This is a genomic window from Pirellulales bacterium, assembly GCA_035939775.1.
In the GTDB taxonomy this organism is placed as follows: Bacteria; Planctomycetota; Planctomycetia; order Pirellulales; family DATAWG01; genus DASZFO01.
This window is the reverse complement of record DASZFO010000232.1, coordinates 1-23,405: the sequence shown is the minus strand read 5'-3', so window position 1 is coordinate 23,405 and position 23,405 is coordinate 1. Positions and strand designations below refer to the sequence as shown.

The 23,405-nt window shown below is 61.3% G+C and carries 18 protein-coding genes; 12 read left to right on the top strand and 6 right to left on the bottom strand.

All coding sequences use genetic code 11. The features are described from left to right. The 4 genes from tssK to VGY55_14540 all read left to right on the top strand — a co-directional run. A partial coding sequence (gene tssK, locus VGY55_14555; GenBank protein ID HEV2971192.1) for a type VI secretion system baseplate subunit TssK occupies positions 1 to 1,249 on the top strand: 1,249 nt, incomplete at its 5' end. Positions 1,250 to 1,420: 171 nt separating this feature from the next. Beyond that, positions 1,421 to 2,065, top strand: a complete 645-nt coding sequence (locus VGY55_14550) for a DotU family type IV/VI secretion system protein (GenBank protein HEV2971191.1) — start codon at positions 1,421 to 1,423, stop codon at positions 2,063 to 2,065. Positions 2,066 to 2,081: 16 nt separating this feature from the next. Further along, positions 2,082 to 4,016 (top strand): type VI secretion protein IcmF/TssM N-terminal domain-containing protein, encoded by a 1,935-nt coding sequence (locus VGY55_14545; protein ID HEV2971190.1) that lies wholly within the window; start codon positions 2,082 to 2,084, stop codon positions 4,014 to 4,016. Between the two features lie 677 nt (positions 4,017 to 4,693). Continuing rightward, positions 4,694 to 5,512, top strand: coding sequence for a PEP-CTERM sorting domain-containing protein (locus VGY55_14540; protein HEV2971189.1), 819 nt, complete (start codon positions 4,694 to 4,696; stop codon positions 5,510 to 5,512). A 98-nt stretch (positions 5,513 to 5,610) separates the two neighbouring features. Here the strand turns inward: VGY55_14540 and VGY55_14535 are convergent, their stop codons facing one another. Beyond that, a complete protein-coding gene (locus VGY55_14535; GenBank protein HEV2971188.1) occupies positions 5,611 to 5,784 on the bottom strand; it encodes a hypothetical protein in 174 nt (57 codons plus the stop codon). A gap of 404 nt (positions 5,785 to 6,188) precedes the next feature. Between VGY55_14535 and sucC the strand changes: the two genes are divergently transcribed. Further along, complete coding sequence (sucC, locus tag VGY55_14530; protein HEV2971187.1) at positions 6,189 to 7,379, top strand: ADP-forming succinate--CoA ligase subunit beta; 1,191 nt, start codon at positions 6,189 to 6,191, stop codon at positions 7,377 to 7,379. 27 nt (positions 7,380 to 7,406) lie between these two features. Here sucC and VGY55_14525 read toward each other — a convergent pair whose 3' ends face one another. Both VGY55_14525 and VGY55_14520 read right to left on the bottom strand, forming a co-directional pair. Next, positions 7,407 to 8,459: a bifunctional methionine sulfoxide reductase B/A protein gene (locus VGY55_14525; GenBank protein ID HEV2971186.1), complete on the bottom strand. Its 1,053-nt coding sequence runs from the start codon at positions 8,457 to 8,459 to the stop codon at positions 7,407 to 7,409. A 134-nt stretch (positions 8,460 to 8,593) separates the two neighbouring features. Next, entirely contained in the window at positions 8,594 to 10,783 is a 2,190-nt protein-coding gene (locus VGY55_14520; protein ID HEV2971185.1) for an MASE1 domain-containing protein, read from the bottom strand. A gap of 170 nt (positions 10,784 to 10,953) precedes the next feature. Here VGY55_14520 and VGY55_14515 point away from each other — a divergent pair, with 170 nt between their 5' ends. Further along, a complete protein-coding gene (locus VGY55_14515) occupies positions 10,954 to 12,267 on the top strand; it encodes an MFS transporter (protein HEV2971184.1) in 1,314 nt (437 codons plus the stop codon). Between the two features lie 131 nt (positions 12,268 to 12,398). Here VGY55_14515 and VGY55_14510 read toward each other — a convergent pair whose 3' ends face one another. After that, on the bottom strand, positions 12,399 to 13,940 hold the full coding sequence (locus tag VGY55_14510) for a Do family serine endopeptidase (GenBank protein HEV2971183.1): 1,542 nt from the start codon (positions 13,938 to 13,940) through the stop codon (positions 12,399 to 12,401). A 517-nt stretch (positions 13,941 to 14,457) separates the two neighbouring features. Here VGY55_14510 and VGY55_14505 point away from each other — a divergent pair. Beyond that, complete coding sequence (locus VGY55_14505; protein ID HEV2971182.1) at positions 14,458 to 15,135, top strand: hypothetical protein; 678 nt, start codon at positions 14,458 to 14,460, stop codon at positions 15,133 to 15,135. A 51-nt stretch (positions 15,136 to 15,186) separates the two neighbouring features. On the opposite strand, the gene VGY55_14500 is transcribed toward VGY55_14505, so the two are convergent. Further along, positions 15,187 to 16,152, bottom strand: a complete 966-nt coding sequence (locus tag VGY55_14500) for a hypothetical protein (GenBank protein ID HEV2971181.1) — start codon at positions 16,150 to 16,152, stop codon at positions 15,187 to 15,189. Between the two features lie 342 nt (positions 16,153 to 16,494). On the opposite strand from VGY55_14500, the gene VGY55_14495 reads away from it, so the two are divergent. The 3 genes from VGY55_14495 to VGY55_14485 all read left to right on the top strand — a co-directional run bounded on the left by VGY55_14495 (position 16,495) and on the right by VGY55_14485 (position 19,957). Further along, the gene (locus tag VGY55_14495; protein HEV2971180.1) at positions 16,495 to 17,784 is read left to right on the top strand and encodes a nucleotide disphospho-sugar-binding domain-containing protein; all 1,290 of its coding nucleotides are present in this window, start codon (positions 16,495 to 16,497) and stop codon (positions 17,782 to 17,784) included. Positions 17,785 to 18,009: 225 nt separating this feature from the next. After that, positions 18,010 to 18,630 carry a hypothetical protein gene (locus tag VGY55_14490; GenBank protein ID HEV2971179.1) on the top strand — a complete coding sequence of 207 codons (621 nt, stop codon included), beginning with the start codon at positions 18,010 to 18,012 and terminating at the stop codon, positions 18,628 to 18,630. Positions 18,631 to 18,880: 250 nt separating this feature from the next. After that, on the top strand, positions 18,881 to 19,957 hold the full coding sequence (locus VGY55_14485; GenBank protein ID HEV2971178.1) for a tetratricopeptide repeat protein: 1,077 nt from the start codon (positions 18,881 to 18,883) through the stop codon (positions 19,955 to 19,957). A gap of 102 nt (positions 19,958 to 20,059) precedes the next feature. On the opposite strand, the gene VGY55_14480 is transcribed toward VGY55_14485, so the two are convergent. Beyond that, positions 20,060 to 21,364: a hypothetical protein gene (locus VGY55_14480; GenBank protein ID HEV2971177.1), complete on the bottom strand. Its 1,305-nt coding sequence runs from the start codon at positions 21,362 to 21,364 to the stop codon at positions 20,060 to 20,062. A gap of 126 nt (positions 21,365 to 21,490) precedes the next feature. Between VGY55_14480 and VGY55_14475 the strand changes: the two genes are divergently transcribed. Then, on the top strand, positions 21,491 to 22,915 hold the full coding sequence (locus tag VGY55_14475) for a PQQ-binding-like beta-propeller repeat protein (protein ID HEV2971176.1): 1,425 nt from the start codon (positions 21,491 to 21,493) through the stop codon (positions 22,913 to 22,915). Positions 22,916 to 23,080: 165 nt separating this feature from the next. Further along, a partial coding sequence (locus VGY55_14470) for a tRNA adenylyltransferase (GenBank protein ID HEV2971175.1) occupies positions 23,081 to 23,405 on the top strand: 325 nt, incomplete at its 3' end.

Below are 23,405 nucleotides of genomic sequence, written 5' to 3'. Positions count from 1 at the left end.
CGTTGCGCTCGACGCTGGGAACGAGCCGGATCGAGTCGATCTTAAGCCGACGTTCGCAGCCATGCTCGCTCCGAAGGTCGATTTGGCCGAGGCCTTCGGCAAGGAATCGACCGTGAAGGTGTATCTGGCCGTGCCGAAATTGCAACTCGGCCGGGCGAACGTCGCGCAGGGAGTCGATGGCGACCACGCGCGGTACGTCGAAGCGGAGCAATCGGCACAAGATGAAAGCCGCGGCGGCGGCGACCAGGCGATTCAGGTTCGCGCGCTCAATGCGCGGCTGATGCTTTCGACGCAAGACCTCTCGGGCTACGAGGTGCTGCCGGTCGCTCAGATTCGCCGGGCCAGCGAAGAGCAAGCCGTCCCGCGGATCGATCCCGATTACATTCCGCCGGTGATCGCGATCACCGCCTGGCCGCCTCTGGGCCGGGACATCGTGCGCGCGATCTACGACGTCATCGGCCAAAAGATCGAAGTGCTCAGCCAGCAGATCGCCAATCGCGGGATCGGGCTGGAAGGACGCGATCCGGGAGACCTCGATCGGGTGATGATGCTCACGCAGTTGAACGTCGCCTTCGGCACGCTGGCGGTGCTGGCGTTCGCGCAGGGCGTTCATCCGTTCGTGGCCTACACCGAACTCTGCCGGATCGTTGGCCAGCTTTCGATCTTCGCCCCCGAACGGCGCGCGACCGATATTCCGGCTTACGATCACGACGACCTGGCCGGCATCTTCCTGCATATTCGTCAGCGGATCGAACGACTCATCAACACCGTGCGCGATTATGAATTCGAGCAGCGCTATTTCATCGGCGTCGGAATGGGAATGCAGGTGACGCTCGAGCCGAAATGGTTCAACTCCGATTGGCAATGGTATATCGGCGTGAACAAAGGGGAGCTAAGCGAGCAGGAGTGTCGCGAGCTGCTCTCTCCCGGCCAGCTCGATTGGAAATTCGGCAGCAGCCGGCAGGTCGAGTTTCTGTTCACGCACCGCGCGGCCGGGTTGCAGTTGCTCCTGGTCGATCGGACGATTCGCGCGCTCCCCTCGCGGCGCGACTGGATTTATTTCGAAGTGGATCGAAAGGACTCGGCCCCGTGGCGCGACGTGCAGGAGACGCAAACTCTGGCGATGCGGCTAAAGGACGCGCTGATCGTCAACCGCGATCGGCTCCAAGGCGAGCGGCAGCTTGTCGTTTCGCTCCGCGGAAAGCGCGTCGCCCTCCAGTTCGCCCTATTCGCCGTGCCGACCCGATAGGGGCAAGGGATGAGGGGCGAGAGGGGATGCGTCTCGAGCCCGAACGCTCCAATCAAATCTCAATGACTCACTATTCCATACATCGTGCTCACCCCGCCGACCGAACGATCGCGCTGCCAATAACCTACAATCACTTTCCTCGTCCCTCGTCCCTCGCCTCTCGCCCCTAGCATGTCGCCACGTTTTGCTCAAGCTGTTGATCCCGTGTTGATGCACGTGCTCGGGCTCTTGGATCGCGTGGGCCGCGATGAACGGCCTTCGCCGCAGGAGGAGCGGCTGCGGATCATCGCGCTCTTGGATCAAGCCGAGGCTATCATCGGCGCCGGGAACGAATGGGAGCTGGCAAAATACGCGCTCGTCTCCTGGATCGACGAGATGCTGGTCGAGATACCGTGGGACGGGCGGGATTGGTGGAGCAACAATGTGCTCGAGGTCGAGTTGTTCAATACGCGGCTGTGCAACGAGCAATTTTACGTGCAGGCCCAGGAGGCCTCGTCACTGGCCCGCCGCGATGCGCTCGAGGTGTTTTACGTTTGCGCCGTCCTGGGATTCCGCGGGCTGTATCGCGATCCGCAGATGGCGTCGATGTTTTCCGCCGCTCACGGTTTGCCGCCCGACCTGGATACTTGGGCCAAACAAGCCTCGCTGGCGATTCGCCTCGGTCAGGGGCGGCCGATGCTGGCTGGACCGCGGCGCGAGATCGCGGGGGCGCCGCCGCTTCGCACCAAGCCGCTCGTCGCGTGGTCGTGGTTGACGGCCGCGCTCTTGCTGGCGGGAACGATCGTCTACTACGCCATGTTCGTCGCCGGATCATAGAAAGGCGGTCGCCCTGATGTCTGAAGGACCCGCGGTTCCTCCCGTTCCCAAGCCGAAGCCGCCCGGCAAAATCGCCAAGTTCTTCAAGGCGATCTTCGGTTGGCCGAAGAAGTTGTGGCGGCTTTCGGTGCCGGCCAAGGCCGCGATCGTGGTGACGCTTGCGCTGGCGACGATGGTGGTCGTCGCCTGGACAAGCTTTCTCACGGATTCCGATAGCGTGAACTGGCGGCACACGATCCTCTCGTCCCCGGCTCGTATCGTTGCGGTGATTTGCTTGCTGGCTTTGATTCCATTGGTCGTCTACCGCGGACTGAAGCTCTGGTTGGAGGGTGACATTTCGCGGTTTCCCGACCTCGATTTCGCCTGGAAGGCCGGGATAACGGCCCTGGAGCGCAATGGCATCGACATCACGGCGGCGCCGATATTCCTCGTCGTCGGTTCTTCCGGCGAGCGGCAGGAGCGGGCACTTTTCGATGCCGCCGGGTTGAGCCTTCGCGTGCGAGCCGTTCCCGAGGGTCCGGCGCCGTTGCACTGGTATGCGAGCCCCGATGCCGTTTACTTGTGTTGCACCGAAGCGAGTTGGACCAGCGCGCTCGCCGCCTACGACGACGGTCGATCGCTGTCGGAAATCGCGTCGATCCTGCCGAACCTGGAAGCGCCTGCCCCGCTGCCGGCGAGGACGGGAGCGCCGCCGCTGCCGGAGCCATCTGCTTCTTCTTCCGTGTTTGTCGCGCCGGATCGCCCGGTTCAGTCGTTGCCTCCGCAGCCGGCTCCCGCGGCCTTGCCAGCTCCTAGCGGTCCGGAATCGATTCGCGGCACGATAATGCTCGATCAATACGCGGCGAGCCTCGCTCAACCGACCGGCTCGGGTCCACGACCGTTGCCGCCGAAAGCGCCGGCCGCGGCCCAGGTTGCGACGGCGGCTTCTGGCGGAGGTGAATCAACGGACATCCGCGGCACGATGATGCTCGAGGGAACGATCCGCGTGGGCGAGCGGGGATTAACGTCGTCCGCGAACGCCGCGCCCGCCGCGCAAGCGCCCCACGCACCCCAGCCACAATATGCCGCGCCGCAATATGCCGCGCCGCAGTGGCAATCCCCCGCCTCGCAGCCGCAACAGTTTGCCGGCGCGGCGATTGGCGGCCAGCGGCAGTCGGCCCTGTTGTCGCCGCAAGATTCGGCCGAGCAGCTTGAGCGGCTGCAATATGTTTGCCAGCTCCTTCGCCGGGCGCGGGAACCGCTCTGTGCGATCAACGGAGTGCTGACGCTCTTGCCGCTGCGGCTGATCCAGGGGAACCAGCGCGAAACCGACGAATTGCAGCGGGCCGTGCGCTCCGACATGCGCAGCGTCGGCCGCGTCTTGGAATTGCAATGCCCCGTGACGGCGCTGGTGGTCGGAATGGAGGAGGAATCGGGTTTCCGCGAGTTGGTTCGCCGCGTCGGACACGAGCGGGCGACCGTTCAGCGCTTCGGCCAACGTTACGATCTGCGCAGCATTGCCACCGCCGAGGAGATGAGCGCGCTTTGCGCCCATGTCTGCGGGGCGTTCGAGGATTGGGTTTACACTTTGTTTCGCGAGCAAGGAGCGCTCTCGCGACCGGGGAACACGCAGCTTTACGGCCTGCTTTGCAAGGTGCGCCTGACGGTGAAGCATCGGCTATCGGCCATTCTCGCCGGCGCATTCGGCTACGATCCGCACCGCACGCAAGAGAATCCCGTGCTGTTCAGCGGCTGCTATTTCGCGGCGATCGGCAATGTGGAAGACCGCCAGGCGTTCGTCAAAGGGGTCTTCAACAAGCTGGCGGAAGAGCAGGAGCAGATCGAGTGGACCCCGCGCGCCTTGCGGAACAACCGCCGCTATCTTTGGGCCGCGTATCTCGGGTTCGGTCTGGACGCAGCGCTCGCCTTGTTGCTGGGGTGGATGATCGCCACGCGGCTGTTTTTCCGCTAATGCGGGCTAATCATCGCCGACATTAGAACGCCTAACAAATCCGGCGGGGACTGTCCCTCGTTTTGCGCAATCCGCGAAGCAAAACGGCGACTGTCCCCATCTTCCCGGCCGGATTTGTTAGGCGTTCTTAGCCAAAAGCGCCAGCGAGGATCTCTGTTTGCCCCTGCTCGCGTCGTGCCAGCGTGTAGCTAAATCCTAGCTGCCAAAATACTTGGACACTGGGCCGAAATCTTAGTTAGAAACTGGCTAAAACGGTTGCGTTCTTTGTAACTCTCGGTTATGTTGGCTTCAGTTGATGTTTGAATGACTCACTGATAATCCTGAACGAAAAACGCTGGTGACCTTACTTTCTCCGCTCAGTCTTGGACGACGACGAATAACTATCTCTCTTTTTGCAAGCCGGTCTGGAATCCGGCATTCATTGAGGACTCGCTAATGATTCGGACCTTGAACCAGGTCCTCATGAGTTGATCCTTCTTCCCACCTCTGGGACCTGCCGCTGATTTGATTTGTTGCAGGTGGGCTAATGCGCTCGCGGTTCCTTCACGGACCGCCGCTAAATCCCGCTTGATTATCGAGGCACTCCCGCCGCTTAGGGCGAGCCGCGTTGCGGTTACCGTCGCACTCATATTGGACAACAGAGTTTTTGGCAAAAACATCGAAGGAAAGAACAGCAAATGCAATCTTATTATTATTCCTTGTGGAACGGTCTGTCGGTGGTGTTCCAAAAGTGCTTCGCACGCATCGTCGGCCGAAGGTCGCTCGTTCGAGCGCCGGTTCGCTCAACAATGGCGATGGTTAGCCGAGCACGTCGAGCGGCGCGCGTTTTCCTCGCGGCTACCGTCGTTGGGCTTCTCGGAAGCTCGGTCAGCCCTCTTCATGCCGCGACCACGCTCGGATTCGATCCGCCAGTGCTTTCCACCACAACGTATGCTCCGGTGCCCAATGGTTATGGCGGCTTGAATTGGACCAACACGTATTACATGAACAAGTCCTACGCGTCCGCCAGTTTTCCCGGTAGCGGCTACATTCCCGGCACGACGTCGGCCCCGAATATGGCCTTCGACGGCGGTGGGTTCAGCTCCACGATCTTCGATCCGACCTCGTTTCTCAACTTCGATTCGGCTGAGTTGACCTCCGCTTGGGTCCCGAATCTGAATCTCCTCGTTCAGGGGTTCAATACTAACGTCAGCGGCACGGTTCCGATTTACACTCGTACGGTGACGCTCAGCAACACCGCTCCGACGCTGTTCAACTTCGACTCCGGTGGGGCGTTTGTCGGGGTCAACGAGTTGGTCTTCACTCCCTTCGTGAATCCGACCGATCCGAATCCGAACCCGGCCGGGACCCAATTCGCGATGGACGACTTCACGTTCTCGTCGAACCCGGTCGGAGCCGTTCCAGAACCAGCCTCGATTGCTTTGGCGGCCATCGGAATTGCCGGACTTGGTCTGGCCGTGCGGCGGCGCAGTCGCACTTCGCGCAGCGGCGAATGAAAACGGAGCGTTAGCCAAAGACGCGTCGCGTCCGGACGTCCCCTACGCCAAGGGCGTTGCGCCTTTCAAGCCGCTCGCCTGCCCGAATCGGCGCGCGTTTATTTCTTCGCTTTCTTTTTCGGCCCGGCCGGAGCCATTTTCTTCTTGCTCTTCATGCCGGACGATCCGGCCATCTTCGCTTTAGCGGCAGATTTGCCCGCGCCCTTCTTGCCGAACGCCGCTTCCCAGCCGTCCGAGTATTTCTTTGTCGGTCCCACGCGAACAATCGTCACGGTTGTCCCCTTCTTCTGATTGGATCGGATTGAAATCTTGGTTCGATGCTTGCCTCGCCGCGGCGCGGTTGGCGCCGCAGTCAACGAAATGCCGTTCACCCGCGTCGAGGTTCATTTTTGTTACCGCAAGCATCGCCGCAGGTCAAGTGGTCGCTCGCGCTTAACGATGTCGCGCGCCGCGCAAGCGTGGCGGCTAACGGGAGTCGACTCGCCCCGCAAAATTCGCCACTCGGTTGGAGTTTCGCTTTAGGACGGCCGGGCGCCGGCTAAAGCCGGAACTCCAACACTCGCCCGTCGCTACTTCCAGATTGCTCGTCGGCGACTTATAATCTGCGGCTTGTTCAATTCCAATTCTCCCAGGCGGTTTCGATGCTGCTTCTTGCCACCACCTTGCCGACGCTCCGATGAAGATCCACGAATATCAAGCCAAGCAATTGCTCCGTGAGGCGGGCGTCAACGTGCCGCGGGGCATTGTCGCGCACTCGGCTGACGAGGCCGCCGCCGCGTTTCGAGAATTGTCCGGGCCGGTGGCCGTCGTCAAAGCCCAAATTCATGCCGGTGGTCGCGGAAAAGGGTCTGTCAAAACCAATCCCCAACAACGCGGAGTGCAACTCGTCCGCGCCGCGGAAGACGCCGGCAAAGCAGCCGGCAACCTGCTCGGCCAGCCGTTGGTCACGCTGCAAACCGGGCCAGAGGGGCAGATCGTGCGGCAAGTGCTCGTCGAAGAGGGTTGCGACATCGCCCGCGAATTGTATCTCGCCGTCGTGGTCGATCGCTCGTCGGCCGGTCCCGTTCTCGTGGTGTCGAGCGAAGGGGGGATGAACATCGAGGAAGTGGCGGCCAAGACCCCCGAGCGGATTTTCAAGGAGCCGTTTCGCCCCGATGCCGGCCTTGAGAGCTATCAGGTCCGCAAGTTGGCCGCCCGGCTGCGACTCGGCGCCGCGACCGCGCGCTCGGCCGACAAATTCATGAAACAGTTGTGCCGCGCGTTCGTCGCCCGCGATTGCAGCTTGCTCGAAATCAATCCGCTGGTGGTGACCGGCGCGGGAGACCTCTTGGCGCTCGACGCCAAGATGAGTTTCGACGACAACGCTGCCTTCCGCCATCCCGAATGGTCGGCGCTCCGCGATCTGGCTGAGGAAGAGCCGACGGAAGTGCGAGCGAGCCAGGCCGGCTTGAGCTACGTCCGTCTGCATGGCAATATCGGTTGCCTTGTGAACGGGGCGGGCCTGGCGATGAGCACGATGGACCTCATCAAGCTGCACGGCGGCGAGCCGGCGAATTTCCTCGACGTCGGCGGCGGCGCGAACGTCGAGCAAGTGACCGAGGCCTTCCGAATCCTGCTCTCCGACAAGGACGTTCGGGCGGTGCTGGTGAACATCTTCGGCGGCATCATGCGTTGCACCACAATCGCCTCGGCCCTGGTCGCAGCCTACAAGACGGTCGGATTCAATGTGCCGCTGGTGGTGCGCCTGGAAGGAACCGAAGTGGAAGAAGGGCGGAAGATCCTCGCCACCAGCGGCGTGAATATCATCAGTGCCACGGGCCTGACCGACGCCGCCAAGAAAGTCGTCGCCGCGGCAAAGGCCGCGTGATGAATGTGTCCCTGCCGTCTCGTTTGACTACGCCTTCTTTATTAGTTCGGGGTGCTTTTCCCGTATCTTGCAGGCTTTGGGGATCGCGTGGGCGCGGATGTAGGGTTGCAGAGGGTTGTTGCGGGCGTAGTCTTGGTGGTAGTCTTCGGCGGGAAAGAATTCTTTTAACGGTTCGAGCATGGTGACGATCGGCTTCGCGAAACGTTTCGAGTCGGCGAGCTGCTTGATCTTGGCTTGCGCAGCGCGGCGCTCTTCGTCGCTGCCGAAGAAAATGGCCGAGCGATATTGCGTGCCGATGTCGGCTCCTTGGCCGTTGAGCTGAGTCGGGTCGTGGGCGTCGAAGAAGACATCGAGCAGGCGATCGTAACTAATCCGGCGCGGATCGTAGTTGATGCGAATCGCCTCGGCATGCCCCGTGCGACCGGAGCAGACGGTTTCGTAGTTGGCGGATTCTTTCGTTCCGCCAGAGTAGCCGCTGACCACGTCGAGCACGCCGTCGAGCTGCTCGAAGGCCGCCTCCGTACACCAGAAGCAGCCGCCGGCGAAGACGGCCGTGGCAGCGCCGCCGGGTTCGCCGTGCGGCTGCTGTGATACGGTTTTCTCGGCCAAGGGGTCTCCGAGAGAACTGAGTTGGTCGGAGGGAGTGAACTTGAGCGAGGCGGAATTCATGCAAAAGCGAAGGCCGGTTGGCCGCGGACCGTCGTCGAAAACGTGCCCAAGATGACCGTCGCAGCGAGCGCAGTTGATTTCCGTCCGCGACATGCCGTGGCTGTGGTCGGTGCGCTCGGCGACGTTCCCGTCGGCGATCGGCTGAAAGAAGCTGGGCCAGCCGGTGCCGGAGTGGAACTTGGCGTCGGAAGAAAAGAGCGGCAGCCCGCAGCCGGCGCAGGTGTAGACGCCCGGCGTCTTGGTGTCGAGCAACGCTCCGCAGAACGGCCGTTCGGTGCCGCTGCTGCGCAGCACGCGGAATTGCTCCGGCGTGAGCCGCTGCTGCCATTGCTCGTCGCTCAATTCGAGCTTCGGCGATTCGACCGGGCCGGTCAGTTCGCCCTGACGATTGAACATGTGTACGCAGACCATATTTATTCGCTCCATAGAGATTGGCTGTTTTTTTGCGGAACGCTGCGGCAAGTGAAGCACCCTCACCCCGGCGCTTTCCCAGAGGGAGAGGGAGAACACATCGCGCCTTCGACGCACTCTAACCGATAATCGCATTATATGCCCGACGGCGCCGGGAGCGACTCGCGCTCGTCAAACAAGGCCTCCAATGCGGCGAGATCGACCGGCTTGATCAAGTGGGCGTCGAAGCCGGCATCGGTCGAGCGACGCCGGTCTTCTTCCTGCCCCCAGCCGCTCAGCGCGATCAAGAGCAGGTCGTCACCGCCGGCTTGCCGGCGCAATCGTCGCGCGACCTCGTAGCCATCCATCTTCGGCATGCCGATGTCCAGAATCACGACTGCCGGCCGATTTGCGTCGACCCATTCGAGGGCGGAGGGACCATCGAAAAGCACGTGCGAGTCGTAGCCCCGGCTGTGGAGGAGTCTCTCGAGGCTCGAAGCCGCATCGGCATTGTCGTCGACGATCAGAACGCGACCGGGTTTCGCCGAGCGGTTTGACGCGGGAGTTCGTGAAACCGGCGAACGGCTTTCCTCGCTGGGCGAAGTCGGCGCTTCGAACGGCAATCGAATCGTGAATTCGCTCCCCTTTCCCGGCCCCGCGCTGAGCGCCTCGACGGTGCCGCCGTGCAGCTCCACGAGCCGGCGAACCAGCGTCAGCCCGATTCCCATTCCCCCGTGAGTCCGATCGCGGCCTCGTTCAGCCTGGACAAACAAATCGAAGATGCTTGGCAAGACATCCGGGCTGATCCCGATGCCCTGATCGCGGACCTGGATCGCCAGCCGATCGCGGTCGCGCCGCGCCGTCAGCCAGATATGGCCGCGCGATTCTGAGTATTTAGCCGCGTTGTTCAGCAGATTCGAGATCACCTGCGCCAGCCGAGTCGGATCGGCTTCGATCATCACGGGCTGCGGCGGCAGTGCGACTGTTAGTTCATGCCCGCGGGCGTCGATGAGCGGGCGGGCCGTTTCGATGGCGCGAGCCACCACCGTCTCGAGCGCGATCCACTCTTTGCGCAGCTCGATCTTGCCGCGCGAGATGCGGGCCATATCGAGCAGGTCGTCCACCAGGCGAATGAGGTGCTTCACCTGCCGGCCGAGGATCTCCTCCGCCTCGGCGATGATCGCGGAACTGGCATTCGGCAATTGGAGGATTTCGAGGGCGCTTTGAATCGGCGCCAGCGGATTGCGCAGCTCGTGGGCGAGCATCGCCAGGAACTCGTCCTTGCGGCGATCGGCGCCCGCAAGTTGGCCGACGCGCACACGGAGTTCGTCCTCGAGGTGCTCGCGCTCGGCCAGCGCCGCGCTCAACAATAGCGCGCTGGTCGACACGACGCCGATGAAAAGTTGCAGCGACAGCAACCGATCGTGGATCAGTCCCGTGCCGAATGGCCCGAGGCCGCGAAACGTGCTCCAGATCGCCAACGCCGAGGCCACCAGCGTCACCACGGTCGTCCCCCGCTGACCAAATCGGAGCGCGGCCCAGGTCACGAGCGGAAACATGCAGTAAATCCAAGTCCGCTCCTCGCCCGAGCCGCGCGACGGGGCGCTGAATCCTAGCCAGCTTACGAGCAATAGGATCGCGAGCAAGACCGTGGCTTCCGCGACCCTCTTGGGCCGGCCGAAGTCGGTGGCCCAGGTGAGCAGCAGCGGGGCGATGATCAAATCGCCCATCGCGTCTCCAAGCCACCATACTCCCCACAGCGACCCGAACGACGACCAAGGCTGCGCGCCGCCGAGGCAGAGGCTGGTGACGCCGACCGTCGCCGCCAGTGCCGTGCTGACACCGGCGGCGAGCACGATGAGCGCCAACACATCCTTCAACCGCGCCAAGGACGCGTCGAACTGCGCGATCCGCTGCAGGAGCCAAGCGCCGGCGACCGCTTCGAGCGTGTTGCCGGCGGCGATGCCCAGCGCGGTGGCGAACGATTCGTGCGTCGTGAAATTCGCCAGAAACGCGCCGAGCATGATGGCCGGCCAGGCGCGATAGCCCAACAGCACTAGGGCGGCCAGCGCGATCCCGGTCGGCGGCCAGACGGCTGAAACCTGCTCCGCGCTAGTGGCGAGCGAAAGCCCGAGTTTGGCCGACGCTAAATAAACGCCGGTCAGCAACGGCAAACCGAAAAGCCAGAATAGAGCGGGATTCAATCGCTGATAAGGACTGCCCGATCCATCTGGCGCAGCATGACGCGCCGCTTCCGTCTTTCCGGCCGACGCCGAATCGGGACCGCGATCGCTCGAAAGTGGGCCGCCGTTCGCCATCTCGTTTCCCGCCAGAGAACCTTCCACACCGGATACGTCGATTCTATCAAAGATGACGACCGATTGGATTCCCAGTTCGTCGATCGGACGGCCGGAAAGGCGGCCCCAGTGGCCGATCTGATCGGCAACAAAATGTTACACTTTGTCCGCCAGATCATTATGATAGGGCGCTCATCACCCCGTCTCAGGAGGACCCCATGTCCCACGCCGCCGCTATGAACGCACGTCTTGCAGCCCCCCGACTCGACCTCGGCCGCCGCACGCTCCTCTCGACGATGATGTTTCTGCAATTCGCCGTGTGGGGGGCGTGGTTCGTCGTGCTCGGCGTTTATTTGGACAAGGGGCTCAAATTCGAAGGATGGCAGATTGGTTCAATCTACGGGACCATGGCGTTGGGCACGATTTTTGCGCCGCTCTTCATCGGGCAGATCGCCGATCGCTATTTTTCCAGTGAGAAGCTGATGGGCATATTACATCTGGGAGGCGCCGGCTTGCTCTATGCGATGGCTGAAGTGCGAGAATTCCAACCGCTTTATATTGTCGCTCTGGCTTATGCGCTGCTGTATTCACCGACCCTGGTGCTTTCAAACTCGATCACATTTGCACACGTTCCGGACGGCGGCCGCGATTTTCCGCGGATTCGCGTGTTTGGCACGATCGGCTGGATCGTGGCCAATCTGATCGTGGGACAGGTGCTGCGAAAATTCAACCCGGACGCGCTGCAAACGAACGCTCCACTGCTCCTTGCCGCGGGCTTCTCGCTGGCGTTGGGATTGTTCAGCTTCCTGTTGCCGCACACTCCGCCGGCGGGCAAGGCCGGCGAGGCATTCCCCGCGTTGCGCGCCGTGGGACTGTTGCGATCTCCGTCGTTCGCGGTGTTCTTCGGTGTGTCGTTTATCATTACGATCGTCCTGGCCTTCTATTACACGTTCATCGGAGTTTATCTGGAAGGCTCGACGCTGACCAAGCTGCCCGAGGCGGCCAAGCAACTGACGCTGAACTTGGGGTTTCGTCAGATCACGCTCGCCTTGGACACGGCGACGCTGACGACGATCGGCCAGATTTCCGAGATGTTTCTGCTGCCGTTTCTCCCCTGGTTCTTGCGGAAGATGGGGATGAAATGGGTGCTGGCTATGGGAATGGCCGCCTGGGGCCTTCGATATTTACTCTTCGCATTGGGCGCCCATGACGTTGTCGGACCATGGGTGGTCATCGCCAGCCTCGCGCTGCACGGCGTTTGCTTCGATTTCTTCTTCGCCGCGGGCTTCATCTATGTGGACAACGAGGCGCCGACCGACATTCGCGCGAGCGGCCAAGCGCTCTTCACGTTCTTGACCTACGGCCTGGGGATGTGGTTGGGCAACGAACTATCGGGCTACGTTGCCGACGCTTTCACCAAGGATTCCGTCCGCGATTGGTATCACATCTGGCTCATCCCCAGCGTCGGCGTCTTGGCGTCGCTCGTCGTATTCGCGATCTTCTTCCGCGTCGAGCGCAAGCAGACGGCGTGATAAAAAAGAAGCCCAGGGACCATCGCCCCTGGGCTTCTCGGGGAACTGCGAAATGCCGCTCGACGCGTTGTAGCACGGTCTCCCGACCATGCCGCGCGGTCGATTCATCCTGCGCGGCTTCGCGGTCGGATTTACGCCTTTTTCAGCACAACATAACGATTGCCTTCGGCCGTTCGCACGAGCAGCATCACGCCCGATTCGACCGACTCCTTCTTGAGCACGTCGACGAACTGCTCGACGTTCTTCACCGGGGTCTTGCCGACCGCGCGGATCAGCATGCCGGGCTCCAGGCCCTTCTTCGCGGCCGGACTGCCATCTTCGACCTGACGGATCACGACGCCCTCATATCCCTTGAAGGTTTCGGCCTCTTCGCTCGTCATGTCGGCCACTTCCAGACCGAGATCTTCGGACGAGAACGTAGCGCCCGATTCATCGCGGTGCAGCCTGCCGTTGCGAGTGCGGCCCAATTCGGCCACTTTCTCCGGCAGCGCCTTGAGCGTGACGCCGAGAGTGACCGGCTTGCCGTCACGATTGACCACGAGCGTCTGTTTCGAGCCGATCGGGGCCTTTTCGACCATATCGCGCAGGTCGCGCATCCCGTGGACCGCCATGCCGGAGAATGCCGTCACAATGTCTCCCTCCTTCATTCCGGCGGCAGACGCCGGAGTATTTGGCATCACATCGGCCACGAGGACGCCCGCGTCCTGATGCACTCCCAGCTTGCCGGCCAGCTCCGGGCTGATCTCTTCGAGTTGAACGCCCAGATAGCTGCGGGCGACATGCCCCGTGTTGATCAATTGCGACATGACCCATTTCGCCGTGTTAATCGGAATCGAGAAGCCGATCCCTTGATAACCGCCGCTGTTGGTCGCGATCGCCGTGTTGATGCCAACGACTTCGCCGTCGAGATTCACGAGCGGCCCGCCGGAATTGCCCGGATTGATGGCCGCGTCGGTTTGCAGGAAGCGTGCGCGATTCAGTTCGCTCACCTCGCGCCCCTTGCCGCTGATGATGCCCGCGCTCACGGTATGATCCAGTTCGAATGGGCAGCCGATCGCCAGCACCCAGTCACCGATTTCCAGATCATCCGAGTTGCCGATTCTCGCAACCGGCAAGTCCTTCGCATCGTGAATCCGCACGACCGCCAGATCGGTTTGAGGATCGGTCTTGATGTCGGACCCCTTGAATTCGCGGCCGTCGCCCAACACGATCGTCACTTCATCGGCCCCTTGGACGACGTGATTGTTCGTGAGCACGATGCCCGAACTATCGATGATCACGCCCGAGCCGACGCCATCGCGCTCGGGAGCACCGCCGCCAAACGATTCCCCATCGTTGGGAAAGCCGTTCGGGAACATATCTTCGAAGGGAGTTCCCTTGAAGGGGTTCCCGCCGCCAAAGCGATTCCCGCTACGGGAGATTCCCTTGACCTTTTTCGCCGCGGTATGCGAGCGGATTTTCACGACGCTCGGCCCGGCCTGCTCGGCGGCATAACGGAAAGCGTGAGAAAAAGACTTTGCTTGACTAATGGCCGCGGCATCGCGCGGCGATTTTGGATTTTGATCTTGCCCAGCCACTCGGCTTTGCAGATTGGTCACGCCCGCCCCAACCCCCGCCGCCAATAAAACGGCCAGCACCACCATCCACGGACCACGAGGTTTTATCCGACTCATCGCTTGTTCCTCCGTTTCGATTGAAAAACCGTACTCCAGCGCCTCTAGCTCAATTATTCACCGCCGACAAGATTTGTTCGCTCAATTTCGATCGCCCACTCCGCGACGACGATAACACCCGTCGGTCGCTTAGGAGTCGGGCTATTGCGTATGATGAATAATTGGCACCCATGGGACTTGTTTCCGCAGACGTTAATATCTTGCGTTCGCCAGAGCAATGCCGCTCTCGTCAAGCACGATGGAACGGCGCCGGCCGATTGCATTTGGCGGTTTAAGTTCCCACGACGCAATGATTTGCGTCTGGCGATCGAAAGCGGATAAACTGAACATTGAAAGACGACGGCGCCAAATGGAACAGAAAGCTCAGCCCACCGATCTCGCGCCCGCAGTCATCCCCCTCGCAGTGGCGCTGGTCGTTGGCAATTCAATTGTCTTGGCGTTGATTCACGCTCGGACGGCGCCACCCGAAATACTCCAAGCTGCTGTCGCTGCCTTTGTAAGCAGCGAAGGAAGCCTCGTGGCGATCTGGATCGCGTTTGGAAGCCATTCTCTTCCCGTTCGTTTGGCGATCGCCGTTCCGGGTGCAGCGATGATCTTCGTCCCTTTCTTTATCGAGGACCGACCTGATGCCGCCGCGATGTTTGCAACAGCCCTTTTGCTCGTAGTGATCGTCGCAATTCCGCTGCTATTGATGAGAGCCACCGGGAGGCGACTGATTCGGTTCGTGACCGATGACGACGCCAAGGATTGGCAACGGGACGAAAATCCAGCGCAATTCACCTTGCGCCAGATGTTTGGCTGGACGTTGGCAGTCGCGATGGTCGCCGGGCTGGCGCGCCTGGTCGCGGGGACAGACGACTTTCGGCACGATATGCCGAGGGAATTGCTCGCGACCGGCGCCGTCTGTTTAGCGTGCGGCGCCATGGCCTATGGTGCCGCGTGGGCTGCCTTGGGACGGAGAAATCCGGCCGCACGACTGGCAGGGGTGGCCGCGATCGCCACGTTGCTTGGATGGGCCATACTGATGCTTCTGAGTATTCCGTTCGGCGCGCCTGTCGAGGCCGTTTTCATGGTCATGGCCTGGGTCGTACTGGATGCCTTAATGACGGGCTGTGCGCTACTGTTATTCCGCGCCGTCGGCTTTCGCCTCGTTCGAGCGAGCCGCAGTAATCGCAGAATGAAGAAAGACTTGTGAATCGATGACTTTTGTTTCGTAACTCTGCGTTGATCTTTCTGCATTCCGCGTTCAGTTCATCGCGGCCGGCCCCGGCATCGGCATCGCCGGCGGTGTCGGCGTTCTGGGCGTTGTGGGCATTTCCATCGCACCGTCGCGGCGTGCCCATTCCCAGTGCCAGCCGGCGCGGTCGTGGCACCAGACGGCGAACATGGGCTCGCCGCCCGAGGGAAATTCGGGATACTTCGCAAAGGCCCATTCGATGATGGTCGGATCGCCCGACTCGGCGCGATAGAACAAAAAATGCTCGCTGTCTTTGCGGAAACGGAGCGTCGTGAGGTACGATTGCCCCAGCCGCGAGTAGAATCCGCTTCCCGATCCGCCGCGCAGATGAAACGAGCCTTGCTCGTTGCTATAGACAGACCAGCGACCGTTCCAGCGCTCCTCCGGTGCGGCGGTTCGCCCCGCCGAATCGGGCTCGGGCTTTTGCGGGCGGTAATAATCCGGCTGGGGCGCTTCGGGAGGCTTCGGGCGAGAGTCTGTCGCTGATCCTTCGGGGGCTGGGGCCGCTGCGGGAAGGCGCGTGCTTTCCCAGGCGATGCGCGCTTGCTCCAGCTTCATTTCGGCGTCGGCCAGCGAACGGAGTTTTCCGTCGGCGTCTTCTTGCGCCTTGATCAATCGCGGACCGCTCGAAGTCGTTTCGCTTTGAACCGTGAGCAGATGATTCTGCGCCTCTTCGGCCTCTGTGCGGGCTTTCTCGACGTCCGCCCGCCGTCGGTTGTACTCGAACGAGGCTAGCCAATAGTCATTGATCGCCTGCCTGGCGGCCTGCCGCGCGGATCGGGATGCCCGTCGCTCGGCTTCTTCATTAACGACGCCGCCGTTTTCCTTTCGGACTTGCTGCTCGGCCTGATCGGCCGCGCGAATGAGCTGGCGAATCCCCTCGGGCAATTCCCCTCGCTCTTCCTGGCCGCGGGCAACGCCGTAGAATGCTAGCAAGCCGGCAAGAACGCCGATCGTCGGTCGAAAGCGAATCATGAGATGTCCTTTGCGCATAGGTGTTCGGCGGCGATGTCTCGTCAAAAACGCTCCAAAACTAGGTTAATTGGAGCCATGGCCACATGCAATCATTCCGCCTGCCGCGCCGAAGGTCGCCTTGTCACCCCGTCACCTTGTCATTTTGGCAACGTAGTCCACGAACCACCCAGCTTGGCTTGTTCCGTTGGCCTGTCCTAAGGATAATCCCGGCCCGAAAAAGTAGTTGGCACACTCCGTGTGCCGTAACGGGCAACGGCACACGGAGTGTGCGTGCTACATTAACTGTATCGCCGCCGCCTGCGCGTTCCCCAGCCCCGAGCCCCCAGTCCCGAGCCCCTTCCCATGCCTTCTCCCATCCATTTCCTGCTCGTGGCGCTGGGCAGCGCCGGCGACGTGCATCCGTTCGTCGGCCTGGGTCGGGCGCTTAAGCAACGCGGCCATTGGGTCACGCTCGTCACCAATCCGCATTTCGAGTCGCTGGTGGCCGCAGCCGGCCTCGAATTCGTGCCGATCGCCACCGAGGAAGAGCTGCTCGCCGGGATGCGCGACCCCGATCTTTGGCATCCCTACAAGGGCTTCGCCTTCGTCGCCCGACAGCTCATGGTCCCTTGCATCCGGGAGTTGTATCGCGTACTCGACGAGCGGATCGGCTCGGGGCCGACCGTAATCGCCGCGCCGGGAGCGGCGCTCGGGGCGCGCGTGCTGAACGAAAAGCGCGGTGTGCCGCTGGCCACCGTCTATTTGCAGCCGGTGCTGATCCGCAGCTTGATCGAGCCGCCGCGCCTGCCGCTGACGTGGATGGGCCCCGGCGTGCCGCGATGGTTCAAGCGGCTGCAGTTTTGGGTGGCCGACAAGTTCATCGATCGACTGCTTTGCCCGGAGCTGAATGCCTTTCGCACGGAACTCGGCCTGCCCGCCGCGCACGGCATCATGCGCGAGTGGTGGAATTCGCCGGAGCGAGTGATCGGCCTGTTTCCCGATTGGTTCGCCCCGCCGCAAGCCGATTGGCCGGCGAACGTGCGACTGACCGGCTTTCCGCTGTGGGACGAAAGCGACGTGACCGCGCCGCCGCCGCGCCTCGAACAGTTTCTCTCAACCGGCGCGCCTCCGATCGTGTTCACTCCTGGCTCGGCGATGATGCATGCTCATTCGTTCTTCGCCGAGGCGATCGAGGCCTGCCGCATCCTCGGCCGCCGCGGCATCTTGCTCACGAAATATGCCGAGCAGCTTCCCGCCCGATTGCCGGCGGACGTGGCGCATTTTCCGTGGGTCCCGTTCAGCCAAGTCTTTCCGCGCGCGGCGGCAGTCGTGCATCACGGCGGCATCGGCACCTGCGGGCAAGGCTTGGCCGCCGGCGCTCCGCAGCTCATCATGGCTATGAGCCACGACCAGCCCGATAACGCCGCGCGGCTCGAGCGGCTCGGCGTCGGCCTCGAAATCAAGCCCAAGAATTTCCGCGGCCCCGAAGTTGCCCGGCAACTTCGGCGACTGATCGACCAACCCGAGGTCACCCTTCGCTGCCAATCCCTCGCCGCCCGGATGGACGCCAAAGCGGCCCTCCAAGCGACCTGCACGGAATTGGAATCTCTCGCCGATCTGACAAACGGCTGCTCGGGCGCGCACGCGGCATAATCGCGTGTACCACTAAGCCAAAGAACGCCTAACAAATCCGGCGGGGACTGTCCCCCTTTTGCGCGGGCACCATCGCCGCGATGGTCGGCGGAGTAAAACGGGGACTGCCCCCTTCTCCGCGCCGGATTTTCTGGGCGTTCTAATCCGAAAGAATTCTGTCCGCTTCCGGCTCGGTTTGGCAATCTCTCTGGTGAGAAAGCTCACTAACGAGAAAGGGGCCAAACCATGAAACGCGTAATCTTAAGTTTCGCATTTGTTTGCGCCGCCACCCTTCTATCCGCTCTGCCGACCCGGGCCGCGGACGCCACACCCAACGTCTCGCCGTTCGCAGCCTCCGGCCAACCTACCTACACGGTCTGGGGCTATCGATGGGACGGCCGGCAGTACGTCCGGCAAACGGCATACGACTTCAACACCACCGACGTCCAGAAGGCCGCGGATTATGCGGCCCAGATCAACCGCTGCGCCGGCTGGACGGCAACGACGAATTTGCCAGCGCCGTATGTCACCGACTTCCGCGGCCCCGGGTTCAGGATTGACGGACAGACCCTGTACCTGCCGTTCATGACGATTCGACTCCCCCGCGGCGAGCAATGGAACGTCCATTCCGGCGACACGGCAAGCACTTCCAACTACGACAACAACGACAACTCACAAGCCATCCAAGACTCGCTCAATCTCCAGAATATGATCAACACCCAAGACATGATCAACAATCAGATGATGAACAACAACATTCAAGACATGATCAACACCCAGAACATGATTAATACCCAGAATATGGTCAACACTCAGAATGCGATCGACGCCCAAAACGCGGCTAACGCGCAGATGACGAACCCTTGAAGCAAGTTTCGTTCCGGATGAGCTTGCCCGCGACGTCGGGCCCCGCGACCTCGCCCCCCCTCGGAATCGATCTGCCAGGTGATGCTCGCCTTGATCCTGAGAGAATTGTGTCCGCTTGGGGCTCGGTTTGGCAATCTACCGGATGAGAAGGGAGCCGAGCTATTCGACGCCTCGTCGCTCCCCGCGGATTAAATGCACGGCACGCCTGTATCGAAGCGATCCCAAACTCCTTCCTTCCCGGAGACATGCCATGAGAGCCTTAGTCTATACCGCCATCTTGCTATCTGCCTTGCCCGCTTTGGCCGCGGAAGCCAAGGTGGACGCCCCGCCGACCGAGGTCTCCGTCAAACCGACCTACACGGTCTGGGGTTACAAGTGGGACGCCCGACAGTATGTGCGGCAAACTGCTTACGACCTCAACACCACCGACGTCACGCAGGCCGTGAATTATGCGGCCCAGATCAACCGCTGCACCGGCTGGATGGCTACGACGAACTTACCGGCACCATATTCCAACGACGTCCCAATCCCCGCAGTCAGTGTTGACGGGCAGACGATCAACTTGCCGTACAGGACGATTCGAATCCCAGGCTTCGGAAACTGGAACATCCAAGGGAGCTATGCCGACCGCGCCGCCGAATGGGACGATCGCGGCGAGTACGACAAGGCGATCGCCGACTACAACCGGGCCCTCGCGATCAATCCCTATGACGCGAACTCCTACAACAATCGCGGCTTCGACTGGTGGAAAAAAGGCAGCCTCGACAAGGCGATCGCCGACTACAACCAGGCCCTGGCGATCTGCCCCACTCTCGGGGCCGCCTACAGCAATCGCGGTGTCGCCTGGGACGACAAGGGCGAGCACGACAAGGCCGTCGCCGATTTCAACCAGGCTCTCGCGATGGACCCCAATATTGCCGCCACCTATACCAATCGCGGCACGATTGAAGCGCATCGAGGTGAGTACGACCAGGCCAACGCCGACTACTACCGAGCCCTGGCGATCGATCCCAATTTCGCCACCGGCTACGAGAATCTCGGCTTCTTCCAAGCTTCTTGCCCCGACCTACGCTACCGCAACGGCAAGAAGGCCTTTGAAAACGCCAGTCGTGGCTACCAACTTGCCAACGGGACTGACGCCTTCTACACAGCCAATTCTCTCGCCGCCGCGTACGCTGAATGCGGCGATTTCGAGAAGGCCCGCGCCTGGCAAGAAAAAGTCGTCGAGCTGTCGCCGCCGGAAGACAAGCAAATGGAAACCGCGCGCCTGGAACTCTTCAAGCAAGGAAATCCCTACCGCTCCACGCCGCAGCCGCGGTCGGAATGACGCGGCCGCAGCCTGTGCGCTGTGGAGCCGAGAATCCGTGCGTCGCGAGCGATTGGATCGGGCTGAATCTCTCCCCGCGCCCGAATACGCGCGGCTCGTTTGTCAGCGGCCAATCTGACAGTTTGGCAACGCTTTCTGAAAGTCATTCACCCCGACGTCAGTGACTTTGGTTTTCCCAACGAACAGCCATTGGAGCGCGTTCAGCCCCTTGAGATTTACCAACCCCGCGTCAGTGACATTGGTTTCCCTCAGGTCCAGCGTTTGGAGCTGAGTCAGTCCTTTGAGCTTGACCAGCCCGGCGTCGCTGATTTTGGTATTCAACAGGCCCAGCGTCTTCAGTTGCGTCAACCCTTTGAGATGGACCAGTCCGGCGTCGGTGACCGCGGTTCCATTCAAAAACAGCGTTCGCAGTTGGAACATGCCGTCGAGGTATACCAAAGCGGCGTCGGTGACATGACCCACTGCTCGAGGAATTCGGTTCTCCGATTCCACCATGCCGGTAGAAAATGTTCCGCCCAGCGAGAGCCCACGGAGTTGAATCAAGCCTTTGATGTTTTCGATTCCCGCGTCGGTGACATCGCATTCACCCAGTCCCAATTCTTGAAGTTGGGTCAATCCTCTGAGGTTTACCAATCCAGCGTCGGTGATTTTAGTGCCGCATAGTTCAAGCGTTTTGAGCTGGGTCATTCCCTTGAGGTGCGTCAGTCCAGCATCGGTAACGTTCGAATAGGCCAGGTACAGCGTTTGGAGTTGAGTCAACCCTTTGAGGTGCTTTAATCCTGAACCGCTGACTCGGGTGTCAACGAGGTTCAGCTTTTGAAGTTGGCTCAAGCCTTTGACGCTTTTAAGCCCGGCGTCGCTAATACAGGTTTTCTCCAGCAGCAGGTCTGTGAGTTTGTTCAGGTCTCCGAGGTTTTCCAGTCCGGCGTCAGTGACGTTGCATTTCACCAACGATAGCGTTTCGAGTTGGGTCAACCCCTTGAGGTTTGCCAACCCCGCGTCGGTGACGTTCGTTTCCCGCAGGCCCAATATTTGGAGTTGAGTTAGCCCTCTGAGGTTTATCAGTCCGGCGTCATTGACCTTGACGCGGCCGTTGAGATTCACGACCTTCAGTTCGCTGAAGAAATGCTCTCCGAACAACGTTCGGAGCCAATCCGGCCCCGGAGGTTTTGCACTGGCAACAAAACCGCCAGTCGGATTGACTTGATAGTCATATGCAACTTGGCCTCCCAACTCAACGATCGCGTCCGCGGCTTCCCGCTCTCGGCGCTTCTGTTCAATTCTGCGCGCCACCCAAGCCGAGCCGACGGCGCAAATCAGCGTGAAGATCATCAACGAGCGCAGGCTGAATTGAAAGCGGCGGCGCTTGCGCTTTGGCGGGTCAGCTTTGGGAGGCTCCGTTTGCACGGCCATATTATCCGCGACTGTTAGCAGCCGGAGCAAGAGATGCGGGGGCAAGCGATTCCCGATTGCGTCGTGTCCGGCTACAATCATGCACCGGACTTGCATGAACAGAATAAAAGGAGCAATACGATGTTTTGTCGAATCTTCATTTGCCTCACAATGTGCGTCGCGGCGACAGCCGCCCTTGCGGAAGACAACTGGCCGCGGTTCCGTGGCCCGAATGGATCGGGAGTTTCCGAAAGCCAGCACCCGCCGGTGCCGATTGATCGTGATTCGATGCTCCGCTGGAAAGTTGCCGTGCCGGCGGGCGTTTCCTCCCCCTGCGTCTGGGGCAAGCATCTATTCTTGACCGCAGTGGAGGATGGGAAGCTTTGGACCTTGGCCTACGATTGCGACAATGGCCATCTGCTGTGGCGGGCTGAGGCGCCGGCCAAGGAGATCGAGAAGTTTCACGCGATCGAAGGCTCCCCCGCCGCCTCAACCTGCGCGACCGACGGGCAACGGGTGGTAAGTTATTTCGGCTCGTGCGGAATCCTCTGTTACGACTTCCAAGGCCATCTGCTATGGAAACACGAGCTTCCGGTGGCCCAGACACATTACGATTTCGGAACCGGCACTTCGCCGATTCTTGCCGACGGCCTGGTGATCCTCGTTCGAGACCAGAAAAACGCCCCCGCGATTCTTGCCCTCGACGCGGAAACCGGTGAGGAGCGGTGGAAGGCGGACCGGCCGAATGTTCCAACGGCTTTTTCCACGCCCATGATCAGCGGCCAAGGCAAGGAGATGCAACTGATCGTGGCGGGAGCGTTGCGGATGAAGGCCTACGATCTGCACTCCGGCAAGGAATGCTGGGTGCTCCGCGGTTTGCCCTCGGCCAATTGCACGTCGCCCGTGACCGATGGCAAGCGGCTCTATTTCGCCGGCTGGTCGCCCGGCTCGGATTCGCCGATGCCGAGTTACGACGACTTACTGAAACAATTCGACGCGAACAAGGATGGCATATTGGAAAAGGCGGAGATGGAGAAGAGCTTCCTCAAGGACTTCTTCGACGCGAACGACACGAACCACGACGGCAAACTCACGCGCGACGAGTGGGACGCGAATCTGAGCTATATGAAGCAAGGCAAGAACTCCCTGCTGGCCGTGACGGCCAAAGGCGAAGGCGATATCACCGACACGGCGATCGACTGGAAACACACCAAGGGATTGCCCTATGTGCCTTCGCCGCTCTTCTATCGGGGCCGGATTTTCCTCGTTCGCGACGGCGGATTGGCATCGTGCTACGACGCCGAGAAGGGCCAAACGATCTACGAGAACAGGCGGCTCGGGGCCTCGGGCAAATATTACGCGTCCCCCGTGGCAGCCGGCGGATACATCTTCATCGTCTCACTTGCCGACGGCGTGATTTCCGCGATCGACGCCGCTAGCGACAATCCCGAAGTCGCTGCGCAGCGCAAGCTAGACGAGCGAGTGGCCGCGACGCCGGCGATCGCCGGCAATCGTCTCTACGTCCGCGGCGGGCAACATTTGTACTGCTTCGGCGCAGGCGAATAGATCGACTACCGCCACTGGCCGACGTTGACGGTCAGATGCCACCCGGCGGTGACCGTTGCCACACAGCAGTAAGCCGCCCCTTGCCGCCGCCGCGGGCGTCTGCCTATAGTGATCGAGTCAGCCCGGCGCCGCATTGATGGGCTTAGTCTCGGCGCACGTTCGTTGATGGCAAATCAAAAGCTGCGCCGCGAAATCGCCTGGGAAGCCGCCAGGTTGATGTATGTGCGGCAAGAATCGGAATACTACCGGGCGAAGCTGAAGGCCGCCAAGCGGCTCTGTCGCGGCTGGGTCAAGCCGCACGATCTACCCACCAATAGCGAGATTCGCGATCAGATTCAGGCGCTCGCCCGTCTCCACGAAGGGGATCGCCGCACCGAGAACCTCCGCGAGATGCGGCTCGAAGCGCTGCGGATGATGCGCATTCTTCGGGTCTTCCGCCCGCGGCTGATCGGCAGCACGCTCACGGGGCACATCCGCCACGGCTCCGACA

Coding starts and splice junctions, on each gene's coding strand:
- VGY55_14550 (HEV2971191.1), top strand. CDS start 1,421: ATGTCGCCACGTTTTGCTCAAGCTGTTGATCCCGTGTTGATGCACGTG.
- VGY55_14545 (HEV2971190.1), top strand. CDS start 2,082: ATGTCTGAAGGACCCGCGGTTCCTCCCGTTCCCAAGCCGAAGCCGCCC.
- VGY55_14540 (HEV2971189.1), top strand. CDS start 4,694: ATGCAATCTTATTATTATTCCTTGTGGAACGGTCTGTCGGTGGTGTTC.
- sucC (HEV2971187.1), top strand. CDS start 6,189: ATGAAGATCCACGAATATCAAGCCAAGCAATTGCTCCGTGAGGCGGGC.
- VGY55_14525 (HEV2971186.1), bottom strand. CDS start 8,459: ATGGTCTGCGTACACATGTTCAATCGTCAGGGCGAACTGACCGGCCCG.
- VGY55_14515 (HEV2971184.1), top strand. CDS start 10,954: ATGTCCCACGCCGCCGCTATGAACGCACGTCTTGCAGCCCCCCGACTC.
- VGY55_14510 (HEV2971183.1), bottom strand. CDS start 13,940: ATGAGTCGGATAAAACCTCGTGGTCCGTGGATGGTGGTGCTGGCCGTT.
- VGY55_14500 (HEV2971181.1), bottom strand. CDS start 16,152: ATGATTCGCTTTCGACCGACGATCGGCGTTCTTGCCGGCTTGCTAGCA.
- VGY55_14495 (HEV2971180.1), top strand. CDS start 16,495: ATGCCTTCTCCCATCCATTTCCTGCTCGTGGCGCTGGGCAGCGCCGGC.
- VGY55_14490 (HEV2971179.1), top strand. CDS start 18,010: ATGAAACGCGTAATCTTAAGTTTCGCATTTGTTTGCGCCGCCACCCTT.
- VGY55_14485 (HEV2971178.1), top strand. CDS start 18,881: ATGAGAGCCTTAGTCTATACCGCCATCTTGCTATCTGCCTTGCCCGCT.
- VGY55_14475 (HEV2971176.1), top strand. CDS start 21,491: ATGTTTTGTCGAATCTTCATTTGCCTCACAATGTGCGTCGCGGCGACA.